This is a genomic window from Streptomyces sp. NPDC014764, from assembly GCF_043082785.1.
Taxonomy (GTDB): domain Bacteria; phylum Actinomycetota; class Actinomycetes; order Streptomycetales; family Streptomycetaceae; genus Streptomyces; species Streptomyces althioticus.
In genome coordinates this window covers 71452-93137 of sequence record NZ_JBIBXY010000009.1, presented here as the reverse complement: position 1 = coordinate 93137, position 21686 = coordinate 71452, and the positions used below count along the sequence as shown (strand labels likewise).

Annotated in this window: 19 protein-coding genes and 1 pseudogene; 11 read left to right on the top strand and 9 right to left on the bottom strand. The window is 71.4% G+C overall.

What is annotated here, in order from left to right; all coding sequences use genetic code 11:
• Nucleotides 1-190: 190 nt before the first annotated feature.
• Nucleotides 191-598: pseudogene (locus ACF1AG_RS22390) on the bottom strand (MarR family winged helix-turn-helix transcriptional regulator); the annotation flags it as partial.
• Nucleotides 599-1307: 709 nt separating this feature from the next.
• Here ACF1AG_RS22390 and ACF1AG_RS22385 point away from each other — a divergent pair.
• Nucleotides 1308-3323: a SpoIIE family protein phosphatase gene (locus ACF1AG_RS22385; RefSeq protein WP_391810286.1), complete on the top strand. Its 2016-nt coding sequence runs from the start codon at nucleotides 1308-1310 to the stop codon at nucleotides 3321-3323.
• A gap of 42 nt (nucleotides 3324-3365) precedes the next feature.
• Here the strand turns inward: ACF1AG_RS22385 and ACF1AG_RS22380 are convergent, their stop codons facing one another.
• The 3 genes from ACF1AG_RS22380 to ACF1AG_RS22370 form a co-directional block, all read right to left on the bottom strand.
• The gene (locus ACF1AG_RS22380; protein WP_391810285.1) at nucleotides 3366-4049 is read right to left on the bottom strand and encodes an SMI1/KNR4 family protein; all 684 of its coding nucleotides are present in this window, start codon (nucleotides 4047-4049) and stop codon (nucleotides 3366-3368) included.
• A 538-nt stretch (nucleotides 4050-4587) separates the two neighbouring features.
• The gene (locus ACF1AG_RS22375) at nucleotides 4588-5181 is read right to left on the bottom strand and encodes a hypothetical protein (protein WP_387797947.1); all 594 of its coding nucleotides are present in this window, start codon (nucleotides 5179-5181) and stop codon (nucleotides 4588-4590) included.
• Nucleotides 5178-5357 (bottom strand): hypothetical protein, encoded by a 180-nt coding sequence (locus tag ACF1AG_RS22370; protein WP_391810284.1) that lies wholly within the window; start codon nucleotides 5355-5357, stop codon nucleotides 5178-5180. The genes ACF1AG_RS22375 and ACF1AG_RS22370 overlap by 4 nt, the downstream gene beginning before the upstream one ends.
• Before the next feature lie 136 nt (nucleotides 5358-5493).
• Between ACF1AG_RS22370 and ACF1AG_RS22365 the strand changes: the two genes are divergently transcribed.
• The 10 genes from ACF1AG_RS22365 to ACF1AG_RS22320 all read left to right on the top strand — a co-directional run bounded on the left by ACF1AG_RS22365 (nucleotide 5494) and on the right by ACF1AG_RS22320 (nucleotide 16650).
• Nucleotides 5494-6039 (top strand): RICIN domain-containing protein, encoded by a 546-nt coding sequence (locus ACF1AG_RS22365; protein ID WP_391810283.1) that lies wholly within the window; start codon nucleotides 5494-5496, stop codon nucleotides 6037-6039.
• Nucleotides 6040-6399: 360 nt separating this feature from the next.
• The gene (locus ACF1AG_RS22360) at nucleotides 6400-7443 is read left to right on the top strand and encodes a LacI family DNA-binding transcriptional regulator (protein WP_391810282.1); all 1044 of its coding nucleotides are present in this window, start codon (nucleotides 6400-6402) and stop codon (nucleotides 7441-7443) included.
• Nucleotides 7444-7502: 59 nt separating this feature from the next.
• Nucleotides 7503-8801 carry an extracellular solute-binding protein gene (locus ACF1AG_RS22355; RefSeq protein WP_387797940.1) on the top strand — a complete coding sequence of 433 codons (1299 nt, stop codon included), beginning with the start codon at nucleotides 7503-7505 and terminating at the stop codon, nucleotides 8799-8801.
• Nucleotides 8798-9703, top strand: coding sequence for a carbohydrate ABC transporter permease (locus ACF1AG_RS22350; RefSeq protein WP_387797938.1), 906 nt, complete (start codon nucleotides 8798-8800; stop codon nucleotides 9701-9703). Before ACF1AG_RS22355 ends, ACF1AG_RS22350 begins: the two co-directional genes overlap by 4 nt.
• 1 nt (nucleotide 9704) lies before the next feature.
• Nucleotides 9705-10604, top strand: coding sequence for a carbohydrate ABC transporter permease (locus ACF1AG_RS22345; RefSeq protein ID WP_387797936.1), 900 nt, complete (start codon nucleotides 9705-9707; stop codon nucleotides 10602-10604).
• A gap of 8 nt (nucleotides 10605-10612) precedes the next feature.
• Complete coding sequence (locus ACF1AG_RS22340; protein ID WP_387797934.1) at nucleotides 10613-11689, top strand: glycosidase; 1077 nt, start codon at nucleotides 10613-10615, stop codon at nucleotides 11687-11689.
• Entirely contained in the window at nucleotides 11686-12909 is a 1224-nt protein-coding gene (locus ACF1AG_RS22335) for a Gfo/Idh/MocA family protein (RefSeq protein ID WP_387797932.1), read from the top strand. The genes ACF1AG_RS22340 and ACF1AG_RS22335 overlap by 4 nt, the downstream gene beginning before the upstream one ends.
• Nucleotides 12906-14528 carry a glycoside hydrolase family 13 protein gene (locus ACF1AG_RS22330; protein WP_387797930.1) on the top strand — a complete coding sequence of 541 codons (1623 nt, stop codon included), beginning with the start codon at nucleotides 12906-12908 and terminating at the stop codon, nucleotides 14526-14528. The genes ACF1AG_RS22335 and ACF1AG_RS22330 overlap by 4 nt, the downstream gene beginning before the upstream one ends.
• Nucleotides 14512-15927, top strand: a complete 1416-nt coding sequence (locus ACF1AG_RS22325) for a phosphomannomutase/phosphoglucomutase (RefSeq protein ID WP_387797928.1) — start codon at nucleotides 14512-14514, stop codon at nucleotides 15925-15927. The genes ACF1AG_RS22330 and ACF1AG_RS22325 overlap by 17 nt, the downstream gene beginning before the upstream one ends.
• 189 nt (nucleotides 15928-16116) lie before the next feature.
• Nucleotides 16117-16650 carry an EF-hand domain-containing protein gene (locus tag ACF1AG_RS22320; RefSeq protein WP_387797926.1) on the top strand — a complete coding sequence of 178 codons (534 nt, stop codon included), beginning with the start codon at nucleotides 16117-16119 and terminating at the stop codon, nucleotides 16648-16650.
• Between the two features lie 227 nt (nucleotides 16651-16877).
• Here the strand turns inward: ACF1AG_RS22320 and ACF1AG_RS22315 are convergent, their stop codons facing one another.
• From ACF1AG_RS22315 to ACF1AG_RS22295, 5 genes are all read right to left on the bottom strand, one after another.
• Nucleotides 16878-17258: a hypothetical protein gene (locus ACF1AG_RS22315; RefSeq protein WP_391810281.1), complete on the bottom strand. Its 381-nt coding sequence runs from the start codon at nucleotides 17256-17258 to the stop codon at nucleotides 16878-16880.
• Nucleotides 17259-17398: 140 nt separating this feature from the next.
• Complete coding sequence (locus ACF1AG_RS22310; RefSeq protein WP_391810280.1) at nucleotides 17399-18304, bottom strand: class I SAM-dependent methyltransferase; 906 nt, start codon at nucleotides 18302-18304, stop codon at nucleotides 17399-17401.
• Between the two features lie 71 nt (nucleotides 18305-18375).
• Nucleotides 18376-19482, bottom strand: coding sequence for an NAD(P)-dependent alcohol dehydrogenase (locus ACF1AG_RS22305; RefSeq protein ID WP_391810279.1), 1107 nt, complete (start codon nucleotides 19480-19482; stop codon nucleotides 18376-18378).
• A gap of 3 nt (nucleotides 19483-19485) precedes the next feature.
• Nucleotides 19486-20895, bottom strand: a complete 1410-nt coding sequence (locus ACF1AG_RS22300; RefSeq protein ID WP_391810278.1) for an aldehyde dehydrogenase family protein — start codon at nucleotides 20893-20895, stop codon at nucleotides 19486-19488.
• A gap of 8 nt (nucleotides 20896-20903) precedes the next feature.
• Nucleotides 20904-21659 carry a (5-formylfuran-3-yl)methyl phosphate synthase gene (locus ACF1AG_RS22295; protein ID WP_359749818.1) on the bottom strand — a complete coding sequence of 252 codons (756 nt, stop codon included), beginning with the start codon at nucleotides 21657-21659 and terminating at the stop codon, nucleotides 20904-20906.
• Between the last annotated feature and the right edge of the window lie 27 nt (nucleotides 21660-21686).

Below are 21686 nucleotides of genomic sequence, written 5' to 3'. Positions count from 1 at the left end.
GCGGCAACCGCAGGCGACGTCAGCCAACTGGTGCCGCTGCCGGCCGTGATCCCGGCCCTGGCCGGCGTCTCGGCCGACCGCGCAGGCAGCCCGCCATGCTCACACGATGCACGACCCGCGGGTCGGCGTCCGGTGGTGCAGCGCTGACGGTTATGTGCGAGCCGCCCTCCATCGGAAAGCCGTCGCCTGGTTACGCCGCCTCATCCTCTTCCTCCTCCGGCAGTGCCAGCCGGGCTGTCACGTCGTCGGCGAAGCGGGCGAGGAGGCGCAGAAGGTCGTCGCGGTCCTGCCGGGGCCAGTCGGCGAGGACCTCGGCGAACCAGCCGAGCAGCGTGGTGACATAACGGTGGGCGGCCTCGTTGCCCGCCTCCCTGGGCTCGATGAGGCGGGCATGGCGGTCGCGGGGGTCGGCGAAGCGCCGCACGAGGCGGCGCTTCTCCAGGATCTGGACCTGGCGGGTGACGTGTGGGCCCACGACCTGCATGCGGTCGGCGATCTCTCCGATACGCAGCGGTTCCCCGGCCGCGAGCAGGGACACCAGCACCCCCACGGCGGGCCGGTCCAGGAGTGGGCGACGCGCCGCACGCGACGTCCTGCCTCTCCGGGCAGGGGGCGAGCGTCGCGCTCATCGGCGCTTACGTCCTGGCCGGCGAGCTCGCCACGCACGCGGACCACACCGAGCCCTTCGCGGCCCACGACGCCGGATGCGCCCCTTCTCGGAGCGTGACCAGGCGCCGGCCGGCGCCGGCGGCACGATCGTCACACCGACGACGCGGCGTGGCATGCCGGACTGGGGGTCCTCGGCTCGGGCCCGTTGCCTGACCAGGCGAACACGGGGCATGCCGACGCCTGGGTGGCGGCCCTCGACGATCCGGAACTGCTGCGCTGGGCACGTGACTGGCGGCGTCTCCTGTCACCGAAGGTCGACCGGGATCAACGGCATCACGGTCCGCACTGACCGCTCGAGCCGGAGGCCGTCGCCGGCCGGGTGTGAGGCTGCCGGAGTCGCGGGCCCATTCTTCACCTGGCGGCTGATGTCCAACGGCCCCGCCGGGAAGCCGGTGCGTTGCCGCAACGACCCCCGGCCCCGTGTGCGTACCGTCCAGCACGCCCTCGACAGCGCTGTCGCACGGCCGCCGGAGCACCTCGGCCGGCGTGCCGCCGAGGAGGCGACCTGGTGCGTCGCGCGGATGACGCCGGCCGTCGACAAACCGGATGAGGGAGGGTGAGCGTCGGTCCCTGGACGAGGGGTACTGGGAATTCGTCGCCCACGTTCACTTCCCGGGCAGGGGCAGGTGGAGGCCCGCATGAGGCTGGAGATGTTCGATCCCGCTCCGATCGGTGTGGTGTTCACCCGAGGGCCGGAGCACCGACTCGCGTACACCAACGCCGTCTACCGGAAGACGTTCGGCGACCGTCCGCTGGGCCGGCCCCTCCGGCGCACCTTTCCCGACCTCGCGCAGTCCGGCTATTTCGACATCTTCGACCGCGTCCTTGCCACCGGTGAGGCCGAGGTGCTCACGGCCGTTCCCATCGACCTCGACTTCGCGGACTCGCCACGGGAGGAGACACGCTACTTCACCTTTAGCATCTCCCAGGCCACGGTGAGTGACGGGAGTCGTGGCGTGCTGGGCGTGATCGTGGAAACGACTGAGCAGGTGACTGCCGCACGGCGGATCCGTGTCCTGTCCGAGGAGCGGCGCCGCGCACTGCTGCGCTACCGGAGCCTGGTGCGCGCCGGGTCCGAGATGGTGTGGGTGACGGGCCCGGAAGGCGGTGTGACCGAGCCGAGCCCGGGCTGGCAGCGGGTCACCGGGCAGAGCTGGGAGGAGTTCCGCGACGACGGATGGATCGACGCGGTCCATCCCGACGACCGCGCCTCCGTCATCGAACGGTGGAGCCGCGCCCTGCGGGAGGTGCAGCCGCGCTTCACCCACACCTACCGGTTGCGGCTGGCCACGGGCGGCTACCGGCGCTTCGCCGTCGACGCCGCGCCGGTCCGCGACGGGGACACGGTGATCGAGTGGATAGGCACGTGCCGGGACGTCGAGCAGGAGTGGCAGGATGCCCGCCGGGAGAGGCTGCTGGCCCGGGCGACCGCCGTGACCGCGGACACCGCCCGGCCGGACGAGATGCTCGCCGCCCTCACCGCGGTAATCGTTCCCGAGCTGGCCGACAACTGCACCTCCTACCTTCTTCCCCAGGCCCTGCACCGCACGCCGGGGACCGCCCTGACCGCCGAACGCGTCGCCGCCGTGCCCCGCCAGGACCCTCCTCTTCCGCCCCCGCACCACGCCGAGCATCTGGGCCCGGACAGCGCCCTCGTCCGCGCCGCCGACCTGCGCCGCCCGGTCCACGCGGTCTTCCCGCCCGGTTCACCACCGCCCGATATCGCCCTGCCGGGCACCGAACCCTGGCTGGCGCCCGACGCCAACAGCGTCGTCCTGCTACCGGTCGTCGTCGACGGCACCACCGCCGCCCTGGTCGTAGCCTGCGTCAACGGCGACCGCCCACCCCTCGGTCAATCGGAGATCAGTCTGCTGCAGACGCTCCTGGAACGGGCCCACACCCCCTTGAGCAACGCCCTGGAGTACCAGCGAACCCGGCAGGTGTCGCTCGCCCTCCAGCACAGCCTGCTCACCGAGCCGCCGGACGTCCCCGGCCTCGACATCGCCGTCCGCTACCGGCCCAGCAGCTCGGCCGCCGAAGTCGGCGGCGACTGGTACGACTCCTTCGTGCTGCGCGACGGCGCCACCGTCCTCACCGTCGGTGACGTCGCAGGCCACGACCTGCCCGCCGCGGTCACCATGAGCCAGTTGCGCAACATGCTGCGCGGGCTCGCCCTCGACCGCGAGGAACCCACCGGCGAGATCCTGCGGCGCCTGGACACATCCATACAGACCCTGTACCTCGAATGCACCGCCACCTGCGTCCTGGCCCGCATCGAACGCCCGGCGCCGGGCCGCTTGCAGCTCCACTACTCCGCGGCGGGACACCCCCCGCCGCTGCTCGTCGATGCGGAGGGCACCGCACACTTCCTGGTCGAGGGCCGCTCCCCGATGCTCGGCCTGCTCCCCGACCCCCGCCACGGCACTGCCGTCCACCCCCTGCCCCCCGGTTCCACGCTGCTGCTGTATACCGACGGGCTGGTCGAACGCCGGAACGAAGACCTCACCGACGGACTGGACCGGCTCCGCCGTCATGCCTCAACCGCGGCCCGGCTCCGGCTGGCGCCCTTCTGCGACGAACTGCTCGCCGGGATGCTGACCGCCGACAACGACGACGACACGGCGCTGGTGGCCCTGCGCCTGTCCGTGCCGTAGCGCCCCACCCGCCGTCTCCGCCGCGGGCAACTCCACACCTGATCACCGACCAGAACGGACTCCCGGTGTCCCCGGGATCTCAGGGGCGAACAGCACGACAGCCAGGGCCTGCAGCCACTCGTGCACGGCATCCCGCCTCTCATCCGTCACCGGCGACTGGTCGGCGAATCCAGGTGATCTCGGGTCGGACTGTGGCAGCGCCCAGGGCTCCCGGACGCCGCTCACCAGATCGGCCAGAAACTGAACCGCCCCACCGGTGTAGTGCCACCACGCGCCATTGCGCGAGGCCACGGTGACCGTCCATTCCTGCGGCCCGGCGGGGCTGGTGGTCCACAAGAAGAAGTCCCCCTGGTTGGAGGACGTCCAGGGCAGCAAGCCGCCTGGTGCGGGGTAGGGATGCAGCGGGACGGCCAAGTCGGCGTTCTCGCACCACTCGGTCACGATCTCCAGATCCTCGGTGACCCAGGCCACTTCGGCACCCGCCACCGGGCCCCCGACACGCAGGAAGTCACTCAGTTCGAAAAGCGGGTAGAGCTCACAGAGGAGCTTGTAGTCAGCAGGCAGAGCCGTACCCAACACGTTCTCCAGCCGTGGCCAGTCGACAGCCACCGGGGTCGGCCGACGGTGGGCCACAAGACCGGGCAGTACCCGTTCGAGCTCCGCGACAGACTCAGCGGGGTCTGTCAACCGGCAGCCCGGGGCCTGCGTACCGACGAGATCGTCCACGCGAGCAGACTGTCACAGCAACACGCCTGTGCCCTCACCTTCGCGCTCGTCCCTGTCTCATCGCCCTCCAGGGAACGGCCGGCAGCAAGAAACTGCAGTTGTATCCCGACAACGGCTACGGCTCCGCCTGCACCACCACCGCTGAACAGGACAGCGCAGGGTCCACCGCCTGTACAACGGACAAACACGCCGTCCACGCCTCGGCGAACAACCACTGGCGGAACGCCGACCCGGTCATCGTCACCGGCGACGTCGAGGGCCTCCCGGACTTCGACGGTGACGGAACCATGGACCCGGAAGGGGCCCGTACTTCTACCCGGCCTTCTTCACCACCACCGGCCACGGCACGCGCAGCGGAGTAGGAACCAACGGCTGGCTCGGCTTCCGGGCGATCAGCTGAGCCGCCCCTGCACACCCTCGATCCATCGGGCTGGTGTTACCTGGCATTCGACCAGTTCTGCAGGCGGCGCCGCAGCCACCGAGGCAGCGGTCGCAGCGGGAGACTCGCCGGCCATACGGGCCTTTCCTCCATAGCCGGTCACACGACCAGGAAGGGCACGGCGGTGGCTGCGCCCAGGGCGGCGCCCGCCACGGTCTGCGCGACGGTGTGGTAGGTCAGGGCGACGCGGGACCAGCACACGGCCACGGTCAGGGCGTAGGCGAGCAGCCACCAGGGAGAGTGGACGCATGCCAGGATCGCGGGGACCGCGGAGGCGACAGCGCTGTCCACGCTGATCTTCCAGCGGCCGGCGTTGTTGACGGCCAGCAGTCCGATGGTCATCAGCCACAGCGCGAGCATGGCGACGAGGATGCCGACGGGCGCGTTGCCCATGACCATGACGAGCGAGCCGAACCCGATCGACCCGAGGATGACGAAGAAGATCGGAGTGCGCTTCGCGCGGTCGACGACGTGCCGGTCGCCCCAGGTACCACGTTTGCGCTCCCACTCGATGTAGGCGGCGGGGACGACCCCTGCGCACAGGGCGGCGAGGAGTCCCCAGGGGATGCCGCTCCAGCCGCCGGCGGCGGCCCCGATGCCGGTCATGCCGACAAGCAGGACGTTGCGGGGCTGGAGCACGTCGGTGACGGTGCGGGCAGTGGGGTGGTCGGTGGCGGTGTCATGTGTCGTCATGCGAAGGCTCCGGCTGTGGCAAGGACGTCGTGCGCCCGAGTGAGGTTGGTCTGCTTGTACACCCCGGCGACGCGGCGCAGCAGGACGGTTCCGCCGCAGGAGTCGTCGGCCTGCTGCTGCTCGGGAGTCGCCACGGGGCCGGCCGGGGGCGCGCCTTCCTGCTTGGCGGTGACCACCGGCACGTTCCTGATGGGGAGTTGGGCTGTCGGGCGGTCATGTGCTGCTGAGTACGACGGCTGCCTTCGGACTACTCAGGCAGGGAGTTTCAAGGTGTCGCCCTCCGACCGGGGGCGCACTCCCTAGGCTGGTTCGGTGACAGACGCAGAACGCCGAATCGGCGCGGAGATCAGCCCCTTTCCGCCTTTCCTGAAGATCACCACCGACGATGTGAGTGCGATCTTCAGGCGGCGTCGGCGCAGCATCACGCAGACAGGTCCCTTTCTGATCATATCTGTGGATTCCGGCCTTGCCATGGACACGGCCTTCCGGACCGAGGACGGTTCGCATCCGCATCTGTGGACAGCACACGGCCAGGCTCATCAGTTGTGGCGGCTCATTCCCTCGGGGCATGAAGACGAAGCACGCATCGTCTCACTCAGCAACAACTTGTTCCTCGACGGCCGCGGCAGCCACGAGGGGGACCACCCGCAGATGTGTGCTGAGACCAACGAACCACGGCAGCGGTGGCGCCTCAAGCCGGCCCCCGGCCGTCGCGCGCACCATCTCGAGAACGTCGCAACCGGTCTGGTGCTCGACAGGCCGCACGATGCAGAGCGCGGCACCTGGCCGGTGCTGCGGAGCGAACACGGTGGCGTGAATCAACACTGGCTGCTCGTCATGCTCTTCGCTGCACCGTAAGGCCGTACTGCCTGACGGTGCAGCGAAGGGCCGGCCTGCGGAGAGGCAGACAGCAAGCGAAGCCCCTCCCCGACGTCGCGGCCACCCCCGCACCCAACGGGGGGATGGTCCTCACGATCAAGCCGTCCGGCCTCTCGTAGCCGCGCCGGAGGCGTCCGCCGGCCCTCCTCCCCCGGCCTGACGCCTGCACCACGAGGTGACGCACGACACACGACCACCTCTTGACGCCTTCTTGCCTAAACCGGTTCAGTGAACCTCACTTCGACCACTAAACCGGTTTGAACGAGCAACCTCGGCCCTGCGGCCCTTGCGGAAGGAACAACCGCTCGGGCCTACGGACCCCCGGAAACGGAAGGCGTCATGGCTCGCAAACAGCCCACCATCGCCGATGTCGCACGGCGTGCAGGTGTCTCGCGCGCCTCCGTGTCGTTCGCGCTGAACGACCGTCCGGGCATAGCCGAGGAGACCAAGCAGCGCATCCTGGCCGCCGCCGAGGAACTGGGCTGGGCCCCGAGCCGTCCCGCCCGTGCGCTGTCCCTGGGCAAGGCGGGAGCCTTCGGGCTGGTCCTCGCCCGTGAGCCGGAGGACATCGGGACCGACCTGTTCTTCCCTGCGTTCATCGCCGGCGTCGAGGTGACCCTCGGCGAGCGGGGCGACGGACTGATGGTGCACGTCACCACGCCGGACCGGGAGCAAGCCGTCTACGAACGACTCGCCGCCGACCGCCGGGTGGACGGGGTTTTCCTGACCGACCTGCGGCACGACGACCCGCGCCCGGTTCTGATCCGGCGCCTCGGGCTTCCGGCGGTCGTGGTCGGGCAGAGCGAGTGGGGGGACGGGCTGCCCTCGGTGAGTCTGGACGACCGGCCCGCCTACGTCGAGGCGGTACGCCGCCTGGCCGAGCTCGGACACCGGCGTATCGCGCACGTCGAGGGCCCGCCGGAGTTCCGTCACGCGCATCGGCGCCGCCTGGCCTGGGAGGAGACGCTGCGCGACCTGGGGCTGCCCGAGGGCCCCGTGCGCCCCGGCGGTTTCACCGCGGAGGGGGGCGCGCGGGCCACCCGCGAACTGCTGACGCTGGCCGAGCCGCCCACCGCGATCGTCTACGGAAACGACCTGGCCGCGACGGCCGGACTGTCCGTGGCGCAGGAACTCGGCGTCGCGGTACCGGAGCGCCTGTCGGTGGTCGGCTACGACGACACACCGCTCACCCGCTACACCCATCCGCCGCTGTCCTCCGCCCGTGCCGACGCACGCGGCTGGGGGGAAGCGGCGGCACGGGCCCTGGACCGGGTCCTCGCCGGTGAGGAGGTGGCCCATGTGGTGCTGCCGCCGGCCGAGTTCGTCCCCCGCGCCTCGATGGGCCCGGCACCCGCCCCCGACGACGGGCCGCCACGCCCCTGAGCGCGGCAAGGACGTTCCGCCCGGCGACGAGGCCGGGCGTGCACAGTACGGAGAGTCCCATGCTGAGGAGAACGGCGTACACGCTGCTGGTGCTCGCTGTCGCGGGTGCCGTGACAGCCTGTGGCCAGTCGGCCCCCGACCCGGAGGCCGCCGGATCCGCCCGCGGCCCCATCACGGTGTGGCTGTCGAACAACGCCCAGGAGGTGGCCTGGGGGGAGAAAGTGATCGGCGCCTGGAACGAACGCCACCCGGACCAGCGCGTCAAGGTCCAGCAGATCCCGGCGGGCAAGACCTCCGAGGAGGCCATCAGCGCCTCGATCATCGCGGGGAGCAGCGCGTGCCTGGTCTTCAACACCTCGCCGGCGTCGGTGCCGACCTTCGAGAAGCAGAACGGTCTCGTGCCGCTCAGTGACTTCGCCGACGGTGACGCGTACATCAAGGGACGCGGTGGTGCCCTCACCGACCAGTACAGGTCGCGGGACGGCAAGTTCTATCAACTGCCGTGGAAGAGCAACCCGGTGATGATCCTCTACAACAAGAAGATCTTCGAGAAGGCCGGGCTCGACCCCGAGCACCCCAGGCTGGCGACCTACGACGAGTTCCTCGAGACCTCCCGCACCCTCGTCCGCAGCGGTGCCGCAAAGGCCGCTGTCTGGCCGGCGCCCAGCAGCGAGTTCTTCCAGTCCTGGTTCGATTTCTACCCGGCCTTCGCGGCCGAGAGCGGCGGGAAGCAACTCGTCGAGGACGGCAAGGTGCAGTTCGACTCGCCGGCCGGCCGCCGGACGGCGGCTTTCTGGCGCTCCCTGTACACCGAGAAGCTCGCTCCGCAGGAGCTGTATCCGGGCGATCCGCTCAACGACGGGAAGGCCGCCATGGCCACCGTCGGTCCGTGGGCCGTCTCGGCCTACAAGGACAGCGTCGACATCGGGGTGGTCCCCGTGCCGACCTCGGCCGGGACGTCGCCCGAGGACACGTACTCCTTCAGTGACGAGAAGTCGGTGGCGATGTTCAGTGCCTGCCGCAACCGGGCCACCGCCTGGGACCTGCTCAAGTTCGCCACCTCCGCCGAGCAGGACGGGAAGTTCCTCGAGGAGACCGGGCAGATGCCCATGCGCGAGGACCTGACCGCCCGTTACCCGGACTTCTTCGCGAAGAATCCCCTCTACAAGGTGTTCGCCCGGCAGGCCGAGCGCATCGTCGAGGTCCCGAACGTGGCGGGTTCCATCGACGTCTGGCAGGCCTTCCGTGATGCGTGGACCAAGTCGGTCGTCTTCGGGGACGAGCCCACCGACGCCGCGCTGCGCGGGGCCTCGGACAAGATCACCAAGCTCCTCGAGGAGTACGGGGACCCGGCATGACGAATCTCAGCCCCACTGCCGCCACCCGGCACGGCCGGGTCCGCTCCCGGACCGGCGCGCTGTTCGTGTCGCCGTACGTGCTGTACGTGCTCGTCGTCTTCGCCGTGCCGCTGGCGTACACACTGTGGATCTCCGTCCACCGCTTCTACTTCACCGCGCCCGGCACCGGCGTCGACGCACCGTGGGTCGGACTGTCCAACTACCGGGACGTCTTCACCGACCCGGTGGTGGGCCGCGCCTTCCTGAACATTGCCGTCTTCCTCGTGATCAACGTGCCCCTGACGGTGTTCCTCTCGCTGGTCCTGGCCTCCGCACTGAACGCGAAGATACGTTTCCGCGCCTTCTTCCGCGCCGCGTACTACCTGCCGTACATCACGGCGAGCGTCGCCCTGGTCGCGGTCTGGCAGTTCCTGTTCGGCACGGACGGATTCGTCAACAACGTCCTCGGCTCGTACGCGCCGGAGCCCTCCTGGCTGGTCAACTCGCACCTCGCGATGCCGATGATCGCGGTCTTCGTCACCTGGAAGCAGCTCGGCTTCTTCGTGATGCTGTACCTCGCCGCGCTCCAGAACGTCGGCAAGGAGCTGTACGAGGCCGCCTCCGTCGACGGGGCGGGCCGCATCCGGCAGTTCTTCTCGGTCACGGTGCCCGGGGTGCGGCCGGCAACCACCCTCGTCGTCATCTACGCGATCATCACCGGCGCCAACCTGTTCAGCGAGCCCTACCTGCTGACCGGCGGCGGGGGCCCCGACCACGCCTCCACCTCCCCCGTCCTGCTCATGTACCAGAAGGGCATCGAGCAGGGGCACCCGGACTTCGCCGCCGCGCTCGGCGTGGTGCTGGTGGGCTTCGTCCTCGTCATCTCGCTGATCGCCCGCAAGCTCACCGAGAGGGGCAACTGACATGAGCGTCTCCACCCCCGCCCCGGCCGGCACGCTCGGGCACACCGCCGACGAGTCCCGCCCGGACAGGCCCCGCAAGCCCTGGACGACAGCCGGCAAGTACGTCCTGCTCGCGCTCGGCGCGGTCGCCTTCCTCTTCCCCTTCTACTACATGCTCGTCGGCTCCCTGCGGAAGACGACCACCGGCGACCTGTCCTCGGCCGTACCCGGCGGGATCACCGGTGGCAACTACACGGCCGTCAACGGTGCCATCTCGCTCGGGCGTTCGCTGGTCAACTCCGGGATCGTGACCATCGGCGTCCTGCTGTGCACCCTGGTCTTCGGCGTGCTCGCCGGTTACGCCCTGGCCCGGCTGCACTTCCGGGGGCGCGGTGCCGTTTTCGCCGCGCTGCTGCTGGTGCAGATGGTGCCCTTCCAGCTCCTGGTCCTGCCGCTCTACGTCCTCGTGGTCCGCGACTACGGGCTCGGCGACAGCTACATCGGCATGATCCTGCCGTTCGCCGTCAACTCCACGGCCGTCTTCCTGTTCCGGCAGTTCTTCCTCCAGATGCCGCAGTCCCTCTTCGAGGCCGCCCGCCTCGACGGGGCGAGCGAACTGCGCATCCTGTGGCAGGTCGGACTGCCCATGGCCCGGCCGGCCGTGCTCACCGCGTCGCTGCTGACCTTCATCGGCCCGTGGAACGAGTTCCTGTGGCCGTTCCTGGTCACCAAGGACGCCGACAAGCAGCCGCTGGCCGTCTCCCTGGCCAGTTTCCTGTCCAATCTCCAGGGCACGGTCTCCAATCCGACCGGCGCCCTGCTGGCCGGCGCCTGTGTGCTGGCCGCCCCCGCAGTGGCGCTGTTCCTGCTGTTCCAGCGCCACTTCACCTCGACCGACATCGACTCCGGAGTAAAGGGCTGATTCCCCGCATGAGCACGACCCGCGCCACCGCGCGCATCCCCTACCGCCTCATCCGCAAGGGCGTGGTCATGTCGCCGCTCCCCGGCGCGGCCGACGAGGCCGAAGGCGTCCTGAACCCCGCCTCCGGACGCACTCCCGACGGCCGTCTGCACCTGCTGCCGCGGCTCGTCGCCGAGGGCAACGTCTCCCGCGTCGGACTCGCCGAGGTCGCCTTCACCGACGGCGTCCCGAGCGGCGTCGAGCGCCGCGGAGTCGTCCTCGCCCCCGACGCGGGCTGGGAGCGGGGCAGGAACAACGCGGGCGTGGAGGACCCGCGCGTCACTTGGATCCCCTCCCTCGGCAAGCACGTGATGTCCTACGTCGCCTACGGCCCGCTCGGCCCCAAGCCGGCGCTCGCCGTCTCCGAGAACCTCACCGACTGGACCCGCCTCGGCCCCCTCCACTTCGCCTACCAGCCCGACCTCGACACCGACCTGAACCTCTTCCCGAACAAGGACGTCGTCCACTTCCCCGAGCCTGTGCCAGGACCCGACGGCGAGCCCGCCTACGCGATGCTGCACCGCCCGATGTGGGATCTGGGCTGGTTCCGGCCCGGCGAAGGCGTCCACCTGCCCGCCGGTCTGAGCGACGAACGGCCGGGCATCTGGATCTCCTACGTCCCCGTCGCCGAGGCCCAGGCCGACATCCGTGCCCTGGCCCGTCCGCGCGACCACCGGCTCGTCGCCCTGTCCGAACACCCGTGGGAGGAGCTGAAGATCGGCGCCGGCCCCGCCCCGATCCGCGTACCGGAGGGCTGGCTGCTCCTCCATCACGGCGTCTCCGGGCACATCGAGGACCCCTTCCAGCAGAACCAGAAGGTGTCCTACGCGGCCGGCGCCATGATCCTCGACCCTGCCGACCCGGCGAAGGTCCTCGCCCGGTCCGAAGAACCGCTGATGGCACCCGAGACCGACGAGGAGCGGTCCGGCACGGTGCCCAACGTGGTCTTCCCGACGGCCATCGAGGAGATCGACGGCCGGACGTACGTGTTCTACGGCATGGCCGACGCCCACATCGGCGTCGCCCTGCTGGAGCGCACGGCATGACCTCGGCGACGGCCCCGCTCGGCCTCGGCCTGGCCGGCTGCGGCGGCTTCGGGGCGTTCCTCCTGGACGCCGTGGCCGGCCTGCCGGGACTGCGGCCGGTCGCCGTCGCCGACCCCGACCCGCGGCGGGCGGGGGCACTGGCGAAACGGTATGCCGTCCCCGCCCTCGCCGGCCTGGACGAACTGCTGGCGCGCGAGGAGGTGGACGTGGTGGCCGTCGCCACCCCGCCTGCCGCGCACGCCGCCATGGCCACGGCCGCTCTGCGCGCCGGCCGCCACGTGCTGTGCGAGAAGCCGCTGGCCGCCACGGCCGCCGAGGCCGCAGGCGTGGCGCTGGAGGCCGGCCGGGCGGGCCGGACGCTCGTCGTGGACCACGTGCTGCGCTACAACCCGCTGCTGCGAGCGGTGGAACGCCTCACCGCTGAAGGTCTGCTGGCCCGGCCACGCCGCTTCCTGTTCGAGAACGACGCCTCCGACGAGGACCTCGGACCGGACCACTGGTTCTGGGACCGCGCACACAGCGGCGGCATCTTCGTCGAGCACGGCGTGCACTTCTTCGACGCCGCCCGCGCCCTGCTGGGCTCCGATCCGGTCAGCGTGCGTGCGACAGCCGTCCGCAGGCCCGGCACGGAGATCGTCGACACGGTCAGCGCCGACGTGGTTCACCCGGACGGTGCGCTCGCCTCCCACCTGCACTCCTTCACCCACGCCCACCGCTGCGAACGCCAGCTCATGCGCCTGGACCACGGCTTCGCCGAGACCCGGATCGAGGGCTGGATCCCGGTCCGCGCCGAGATCTCGGCCTGGACCGACGAGGAGGGCGCCCGGGCCTGGGGGGAACTGCCCGGGCGGGCCGGCACGCTGCTGCACGTGGAAGGCTTCCGTCCGCACGGCGGCGAGCGCGTCCGCGTCACCGTTGAACGCGACGCGGGAAGCACCGCCCCGGCGCGTGGCCGCGGGCAGTGGCGGACCGTCCCGCACCGTGTGCGGGCCGTGCTCGATCTCGGTGGCGAGGCTCGCAAGCCGTACGTCTACCGGGAGAGTGTCCGGTCCGCCGCCGCCGACCTGCTCCGTGTGGTCCGTGACGGCGGCACACCGGTCGCCGACGCACTGGCCGGCCTCGCCGCCGTCGCCGTCGCCGAGACCGCCACCCGGGCCGCCGACACCGGTCTCGCCCAGCACGTACCCGGCCCCGACGCCTACCTGCGGGGGCCGGCGTGAGCTGGTGGCAGGACGCCGTGTGCTACGAGCTGTACCCTCGCACCTTCGCGGACTCCGACGGCGACGGGATCGGTGACCTGGCGGGCGCCACGGCGCGGCTCGGACACATCGCCGGCCTCGGCGCCGACGCCGTGTGGATCACTCCCTTCTACCCGTCACCGCTGGCCGACGGCGGCTACGACATCAGCGACCACACCGGCGTCGCGGCGGACCTCGGCACCGGCGCGGACTTCGACCGGCTCACCGCCCGCGCCCACGCCCTCGGTCTGAAACTGATCGTCGACCTCGTGCCCAACCACACCTCCGACCGGCACCCCTGGTTCCGCAGGGCGCTGACGGCCGGACCCGGTTCACCGGAGCGCGCACGCTACCTGTTCAGGCCCGGGCGCGGCCCCCACGGGGAACTGCCGCCCAACGACTGGCAGTCGGCGTTCGGCGGCCCCGCCTGGACGCGGGTGGCCGACGGCGAGTGGTACTGCCATCTCCATGCCCCCGAGCAACCCGACCTCAACTGGCGGGACGCAGACGTCCGCTCGGCCTTCGCCGACATACTCCGGCACTGGCTGGACCGGGGCGTGGACGGCTTCCGCGTCGACGTCGCACACGCCCTGTTCAAGGCCGAGGGCCTGCCCGACGCCGGCCCCGGCCAGCACACCGACCGGCTGCGCAACCACCTCATGCCGTACTACGACCAGGAAGAACTGCACCCGCTGTACCGGGAGTGGCGCACCCTGCTGGACACCCATCCCGCACCGCCCGGCGCCGCGCCGCCGGGACAGCGGGTGATGGTCGCCGAGTCCGCCGTGTTCGACCCCGCCCGACTCTCCCGGTACACCCGCCCCGACGAGATGCACCAGGCGTTCAACTTCGCCTTCCTGGAGGCCGCCTGGGACCCGGCCGAACTACGCCAGGTCATCGACGCCTCCCTGTCCGCACCCGGCGGAGGATCGGTCACCTGGCTCCTCTCCAGCCACGACGCGGTCCGCCCGGTCACCCGCCTCGGCTCCCCCGCGCGGGCACGGGCTGCCGCCCTGCTCATGCTCGCCCTGCCCGGCTCCGCGTATCTCTACCAGGGCGAGGAACTCGGCCTGCCGCAGGCCGGCATCCCCGAGGACCGTATCCGCGACCCGCTGTGGGAGCGTTCAGGGCACATCGAGCGGGGACGTGACGGCTCCCGGGTCCCCCTGCCCTGGTCCGGCGACCGCGCCCCGTACGGATTCACCAGCGCCGGCCCTGACGTGACCTGGCTGCCCCAGCCCGACGGCTGGGCCCGCCACACCGTCGCCGCCCAGGAGCAGGACCCCCACTCGGCTCTCGCCCTGTACCGCGCCGCCCTCCGGCTGCGGCGCGCCCACCCCGCCCCGGACCCGGCGGCCCCACCCCACTGGTACTCGGCTCCCGGTGACCCCTTCCTCGCCTTCCGGCGCGGCGAACTGGCCTGCGTCGTCAACCTCTCCGGCCGGCCCCTGCGCTGGGCCGCCCTCGGCATACCGGGCCGCCCCGTTCTCTCCAGCGGGCCCGGCGACGGTGGCGCGCTGCCGCCCGACACCGCCCTGTGGCTCCTGGACACGCCTTCTCCGCAGCACGACGAAAGAGACCCCCATGACCGTCCCCGATGAGCGCGCCCCGCGCACCGACCTGTCCGCCCTCGTCAAGGCCTACGATGTGCGCGGCGTCGTACCCGACCAGTGGGACGACGTCACGGCCGAACTGTTCGGGGCCGCGTTCGTCCAGGTCACCGGTGCACGCACACTCGTCACCGGTCACGACATGCGGGCCTCCTCGCCGGACCTGGCACGGGCCTTCGCGCGCGGGGCCATGGCCCAGGGCGCGGACGTCGTCGCCACCGGTCTGTGCTCGACCGACCAGCTGTACTACGCCTCCGGCGCGCTCGGACTGCCCGGCGCCATGTTCACCGCGTCGCACAACCCCGCCCGCTACAACGGCATCAAGATGTGCCGTGCCGGGGCCGTGCCCATCGGCCAGGACAGCGGACTCACGGACATCCGCACGCTCGTCGAGCGGTGGACGGACGCCGGCGACCCGCACCCGCCGGCGGTGCACACCGGCACCCTGACCCACCGGGACACCCTGCCGGAGTACGCGGCCCACCTGCGCACCCTCGTCGACCTGACCGGCATCAGGCCGCTCAAGATCGTCGTCGACGCGGGCAACGGCATGGCCGGCCACACCGCGCCCACGGTGCTGGCCGGTCTGCCCCTGGACGTCGTCCCCCTGTACTTCGAGCTGGACGGCGCCTTCCCGAACCACGAGGCCAACCCCCTCGACCCGGCGAACATCGTGGACCTCCAGGAGCGCGTCCGGGCCGAGGGCGCCGATCTCGGTCTCGCCTTCGACGGAGACGCGGACCGCTGCTTCGTCGTCGACGAGCGGGGCGAACCCGTCGCGCCCTCCGCGATCACCGCTCTCGTCGCCCTGCGTGAGCTGGACCGCAGGCCAGGCGCCACGATCCTGCACAACCTGATCACCTCGCGCGCCGTCCCCGAGGCGATCCGCGAGGCCGGGGGCACCCCGGTGCGCACCCGCGTCGGCCACTCCTTCATCAAGGCGGAAATGGCCCGCACCGGTGCCGTGTTCGGTGGAGAACACTCCGCGCACTACTACTTCGCCGACTTCTGGAACGCCGACACCGGCATGCTCGCCGCCCTGCACGTCCTGGCCGAACTGGGCTCACAGCAGGCGCCGTTGTCGGCCCTCACCCGCCGCTTCGACCGGTACGCGGCCTCAGGGGAGATCAACTCCTCCGTCGACGACCCGTCCGCGCGCCTCGCCGCCGTCCGCACCGTCTGGCGCAACCGGCCCGGCGTCACGGTCGACGAACTGGACGGCCTCACCGTCAGCGGACCCGACTGGTGGTTCAATCTGCGCCCCTCCAACACCGAACCGCTCCTGCGCCTCAACACCGAGGCCCGCGACACGGCGACCATGCGCGCGTTGCGTGACGAAGTCCTCGAACTCGTCGGCGTACCGGCTCGGGGAGTGTCCCAGGTCGGATGAGCTGATCAACGGGATCGGTCGGAACACCCTGGTCGTCACAGGGGCGGCCCCCGACGTGTCACACATGATCATTCAGCGGTTCCGCCCGCACCAATAGTGAAGATCGAGAGTCTGCGGCTCGTCCCTGACGGTTCCATGGATCACGGATCAGGCCCGGAATCGTCGGGTCGCGGAAGACAGGTGACGCACATGCGAGATGAGGCAGCCAAGCGGGTCGAGCTGGTCTTCTCCCTCTTCGACGCCAACGGCAACGGAGTCCTCGACTCCGACGACTTCGACCTGATGACAGGCCGCGTCCTGGCAGCGGCGACCGCTTCGGACGACGGCGCCAAGGACGCCATCCGAGCCGCGTTCCGCCGCTACTGGACGACACTGTCCACGGAACTGGACGCCAACGGCGACGGCGTCATCTCCGTGGACGAGTTCCGTCCCTTCGTACTCGACCCCGAGCGCTTCGGACCCACGATCGCCGAGTTCGCCGAAGCTCTCTCCGCACTCGGCGATCCCGACGGGGACGGTCTGATCGAGCGCCCCCTGTTCGTGTCGCTGATGAGGGCGATCGGCTTCGAGGAGGCCAACATCCACGCCCTCTTCGACGCCTTCGGCCCGGATGCCGACGACCGCGTCGCCGTGTCCACGTGGGCCGTCGGCATCAAGGAGTACTACGCGCCGGACATGGCGGGTATCCCGGGTGACCGGTTGGTGTCGGCCCGGGCCGTCTGACCGGGCCTGGTCACGGGCGTCCGCGCCGGCCACGGCCGCACGCCCGTGACCGCACCCGTACCGCCGGCCGAACGCGTGGCCCGGCCGGCGGTACGGGTGTCCGCCCCGGCTCGGTGAAGCACTCCCCCGCCCCCCCGATGGTCCGGGGGGCCGAAGCCGGTGCTGCCGGCAGCGGCCCCGTGCGGCGGACGGCCGCTCCCGTGGCGGGTGCGGGAGCGGCCGGCGGGTCACCAGCAGCGCGAGCTGACGTTGCCCACCTCGTTGCCCTTGAGCAGCCCGCCCCAGATGTACCTGTCGTCCGAGAGGTACACCCACTTGTTGTGGCTGTACCCGTTGGCGGAGACCATGCCGCCCTCGAGCCAGCAGACAGCGGTGAGGTTCTGGTTCGCCGCGACGGTGTAGGCGATGCGGTACCCCGTCGACGGCCCGATCCGCACATTGCCCTGGACCCAGGTGGTGACCGTCTCGAATGCGGCACTCACGTTGGTCCGGTCGGTCTGCGCCGCTTCCGCCGCGGAGGCCGGAGCCGCCGTACCGGCGGCGGCCATCACGCCCATCGCGGCCGTGATCACGGTCATGGTCAGCGGGCGTGCACTCGTCCTGCGCATCTTCTGGTTCCCCCTGTCGAGTCCCGGGAGCCTCTGTCCGGGCCCCTGGTGCGGTCAGCGTCACCCGCACGGGACCGACGTTCAAGCCGATTCCCGGCGTGTTGCCGCGGTCGCCCTCCACAACGGCCGGAAACCGAGCGTCATGGCGCGAGTTTGTGCGCGAACACCCAACGGTTGCCCTCCAGCGCGTCGTTGGGCTCGGGAAGGGGACCGCGTCCGTGCCGGCGGGTGAACTCGAAGGGCGTGTGTGTCGAGGTGGCCCAGCCCTTCGCCGTCAGAGCGCCCGCGGAGTCGGGGCGTGGTCCCTTGTCGAAGAGGTGGAGCAGGTCGATGCCGATGAGGTCGCGCGTCGCCGTGTACGTCGGGCTGTCGCGGTACGCCAGGAGATCCTTCTCGAGCTTGGCCTCGAAGGCCAGGGCACTGCCTGCGGCTGCCAGCCGGTCCACCGTGTCGACGAGGTACGTCTCGGCCGGACCGGGCAGGTAGAAGAGGAGTCCCTCGGCCAGCCAGACGCTCGGTGCGGCGGGGTCGAACCCGGCCGTGGTGAGCGCGCCGGCCCAGTCCTCCCGCAGATCGACCGGCACGGGGACGCGCTTCGCCTTCGCAGTTGCCGACAGGCCCGTCAGCACTCGTTCCTTGAACGCCAGCACGCCCGCCCTGTCGATCTCGAACACGACGCAGTCGGACGGCAGGTCCAGGCGGAAGCCGCGGGTGTCCAACCCTGCGCCGAGCAGCACCACTTGGCGTGCGCCCGCACCGGCCGACCCGAGGACGAAGTCGTCCAGCACCCTCGTCCGCAGGCCGAAGTAGCGGGCGAACCTCCCCCACAGCGGGTTGTCGTCCCCGTCCGGAACCTCCTCGATGCGCACCGGCCAGTGCGTGCAGGCGGGGGCCGCACGCACGAAGTGTTCGGCGAAGGCGTCCTGGGCCAGACTGTCGTGCCGATGGGTCTCGACGGCCCGTGAAGCGGCGACCAGGAGTGCGGTCAGGCCCACTCCTGCGTCCACGCCTTCCACGTCCGTGTGCTGGGGTGCCGTGCCTGCCATGCTGCCTCCGTCGGCGGGGGGTGGGGGGTGGAGATGTCGAGGGCCGGGTGAGTTAGTGCCGCGAGCCGCGGTCATCCGCTCGCCTTGTCCGGGAGCAGGACGGGTTTGACCACCCGGCCCGCGTCGCAGTCGCGTTCGGCCTCGTTGATGCCGGACAAGGGGTAGGTGCGGATCAGTTCGTCGAAGGGGAAGCGCCCGGCCCGCCACAGAGCGATCAGCCGAGGGATCAACAGTGCGGGTACGGCGTCGCCTTCACAGATTTGGCGCACGCTGCGGCCGCGGTCGAGGGTGCCCGGTTCGAGGGTGAGGGGGGTGTGGAGGCGTGCCACCAGGCCGAGGCTGCCGGTGGGACGCAGTGCGTGGAGCGCCTGGTTGATCAGCGGGGGTGAGGCCGTGGTGTCCAGCGCGTAGCGGGCGCCGCCGTCGGTCAGTCGGCGGATCCGCTCGGGCAGGTCGGGTGAGGCGGCGGGCAGTGCGATCGCGCCGAACCGCTCGGCCGCCGCGAGCCGTTCGGGGTGCCGGTCGACGGCCACGGTCAGTGCGCCGGCGGCGGTGGCCGCCATCACCGCGGTCAGGCCCACGGCTCCCGCGCCGAGGACGACGAGGGTGTCGCCGGGTCCCGCCTCGAAGGTGTTCAGCACGGCTCCGGCACCGGTGAGGGCGCCGCAGCCGAGAGGGCCGAGCAGTTCGAGTGGCAGTGCGGGGTCGACCCGTACGGCGTTGCGGGCCGGGACGAGGGCGTACTCGGCGAACGAGGACTGCCCGAACCAGCGGGGCGCCAGTGCGTTGCCGGAGGTGTCGGTGAGCCGCGCCGGCTTCTCTCCGCGTCCCCCGAAGAGGTTGAGGGACGCGAAGGAGTCGCAGTAGGCGGGGGCCGCGCCGCGGCAGGTCGGGCAGCGGCCGCAGGAGTCGAAGCTCAGCACCACGTGGTCACCGACGCCGATGCCCGTGTCCGGGCCGTCGCCCGTGCGGACCACGGTCCCGGCGCCCTCGTGGCCGAGGACGGCGGGCACCGGGCTCCGTCCGGCGGACCGCCGGACGGCGAGATCGGTCCGGCACATCCCGGTGCCCGCGATCTCGACCAGGAGTTCGCCGGCGGCGGGCTCCGCGCGCAGCTCCACCTCCTCCAGCGTGAACGGGGCGTCGTAGGACCGTAGTACGGCTGCCTGGAACCTCATGCGTCACGCCTCCCGCGGGCGGTGGACGACGAACGGCTGGAGATTGCCGTACAGCCCCCACGGCCCGCCCGCGACGCCGACGCCGCTGTCCTTGACGCCCGCGAAGGGCTGGGCCAGGGACAGTTCGGCGTGGTGGTTGACCCAGGCGGTGCCGCATTCGAGCCGCTCGGCCACCGCCTCCGCCCGGTCGAGGTCGGTGCCCCACACGGAGCCGCCCAGCCCGAAGCCGGTGCTGTTGGCCGCGTCGACGGCTTCGTCGAGGCTCCGGTACGGCAGCACCGGCAGGACCGGTCCGAACTGTTCCCCGGTCACCACCGGGCTGTCGGGCGGCACGTCGGCGAGGACGGTGGGAGCGAAGAAGTAGCCCGGGCCGTCCTGCCGGTGTCCGCCGGCCGCGGCCCGGGCGCCGTCGGTCAGCACCTGCCGGGTGAGCTGTTCGACGCGGGCCAGCTGGGCCGCGTTGTTGACCGGACCCAGCTGGGTCGCCGGGTCGAGGCCGGGGCCGACGGCGACGGTCTTCGCCCGCTGGGCGAGGGCCTCGACGACGTCGGCGTGCAGCCGGGCGGGGACGTAGAGGCGTTTGACCGCCATGCAGACCTGTCCGCAGTTGCGGAACGCCGCCCAGAACAGCCGGTCGGCGATCCCGTCCACGTCGGCGTCGTCCAGGAGAAGGGCGGCGTCGTTGCCGCCCAGTTCCAGCGTGACGCGGGCGAGGGAGGCCGCCGCCGTCCGGGCGACCTCCCGCCCGGTGGGCACCGAACCGGTGAAGGTGACATGGCGGATGCCTGGATGGGAGGCGAGACGTGCGCCGAGGGGTTCGCGGCCGGTGACAACGGTCAGGACGTCGTCGGGCAGGACGGCGGCAAGGAGGGAACCGAGCAGCCTGGTGGCCAACGGGGTGTACGGGGAGGGTTTGACGACCACGGTGTTGCCGGCCGCCAGAGCGGGCGCGAACTTCGCCGCCGCCAGTTGGAGAGGGAAGTTCCACGGCACGATCGCGGCGACGGGCCCGAGCGACCGCCACCGGATCTCGCTGTGGACCGGCCGGCCGTCGTCGATGGTCCGGGTCCTGGGCGTGAGGTCGGCGAAGTACCGGAGGCGGGCCGCCGTGCGGGCGACCTCCGCGGACGACTCGGACAGGGGCTTGCCCTGTTCCCTGGTGAGCAGGCGGCCGAGGTCGTCGCCGGCCGCCTCCACCGCGTCGGCCGCCGCGCGCAGCGCGGTGCTGCGGGCGGCGGGGTCGGCCCGCCAGCCGCTCCAGGCCCGGTGGGCCCTGCCGATCACGGCGTCCAGGTCGTCCGGCCGCATGTCGGGAGCCTCGTCGAACGCTTCCCCGGTGGCCGGGTCGACGACCGCGAAACGGCCGGCCCCGGGTCCGGGGGTTCGCTCGGGCACGGTCTCGGGGGTCGGCATGACGGCGGTCAGCGCGCGGCGGGAACGCTGACGGTGTGCTCCCGGTGGTGCCGGTCCATCTCCGCCCGGAAGGCGGCCACCAGGTGCGGCTGGATCCTGCCGGCGTTGCGGTCACCGCCCTCGCAGACGGCTCCTCGTACGCCCACGATGTCCGTGCCGATGCGGGTCAGTTCCGAGAGGTCGTCCTGGCGGACACTGCCGGCGAGGGCGGCTAGCCTGCCGGACGCGTGGGCCAGCCGGACGAACTCGGCGCACACGTCCGGCGGAACGTGGTCGAACAGCCGCGTCCCGTCCTTCACGGCGGTGTCCAGCATGGCCGCGTCGGCGCCGGAGCGGGCCGCGATGTCGGGCACCGCGAGGGGGTTGACGCAGCCGATGCGGTGGGCGTCGGCATAGCCCGAGGCGACGACGAGCGCGTCCGGGTTGTGCTCCTTCACCGCCCGTACGACGGCGCGCATGACCTCGATGCCCTGGTCAGGGGTCGTGCAGCCGTAGAGGCCGACCTTGATGTAGGTGGCTCCGGAGACGACCGCGCCGAGTGCGGCCTGGGCCACCGTGCCGGGCTTGTACGGGACATCTCCCACGGTCGCGGACACCGGCTTGTCCTCCGGGACCGCTTCGCGGATCTCCCTGATGACCCAGGGGAAGTTCGCGCCGAGAGAGCCCTCGTCGGGCTTCTTGACGTCGACGATGTCGAGGTGCTCCGCCGCCTTGGCGCAGTCGAGCGCTTCCTCGACACCGTCCGGGGAGATGAGAAGCAACACCTGGCCTCCTTCGCCGCGGGTCCGGCC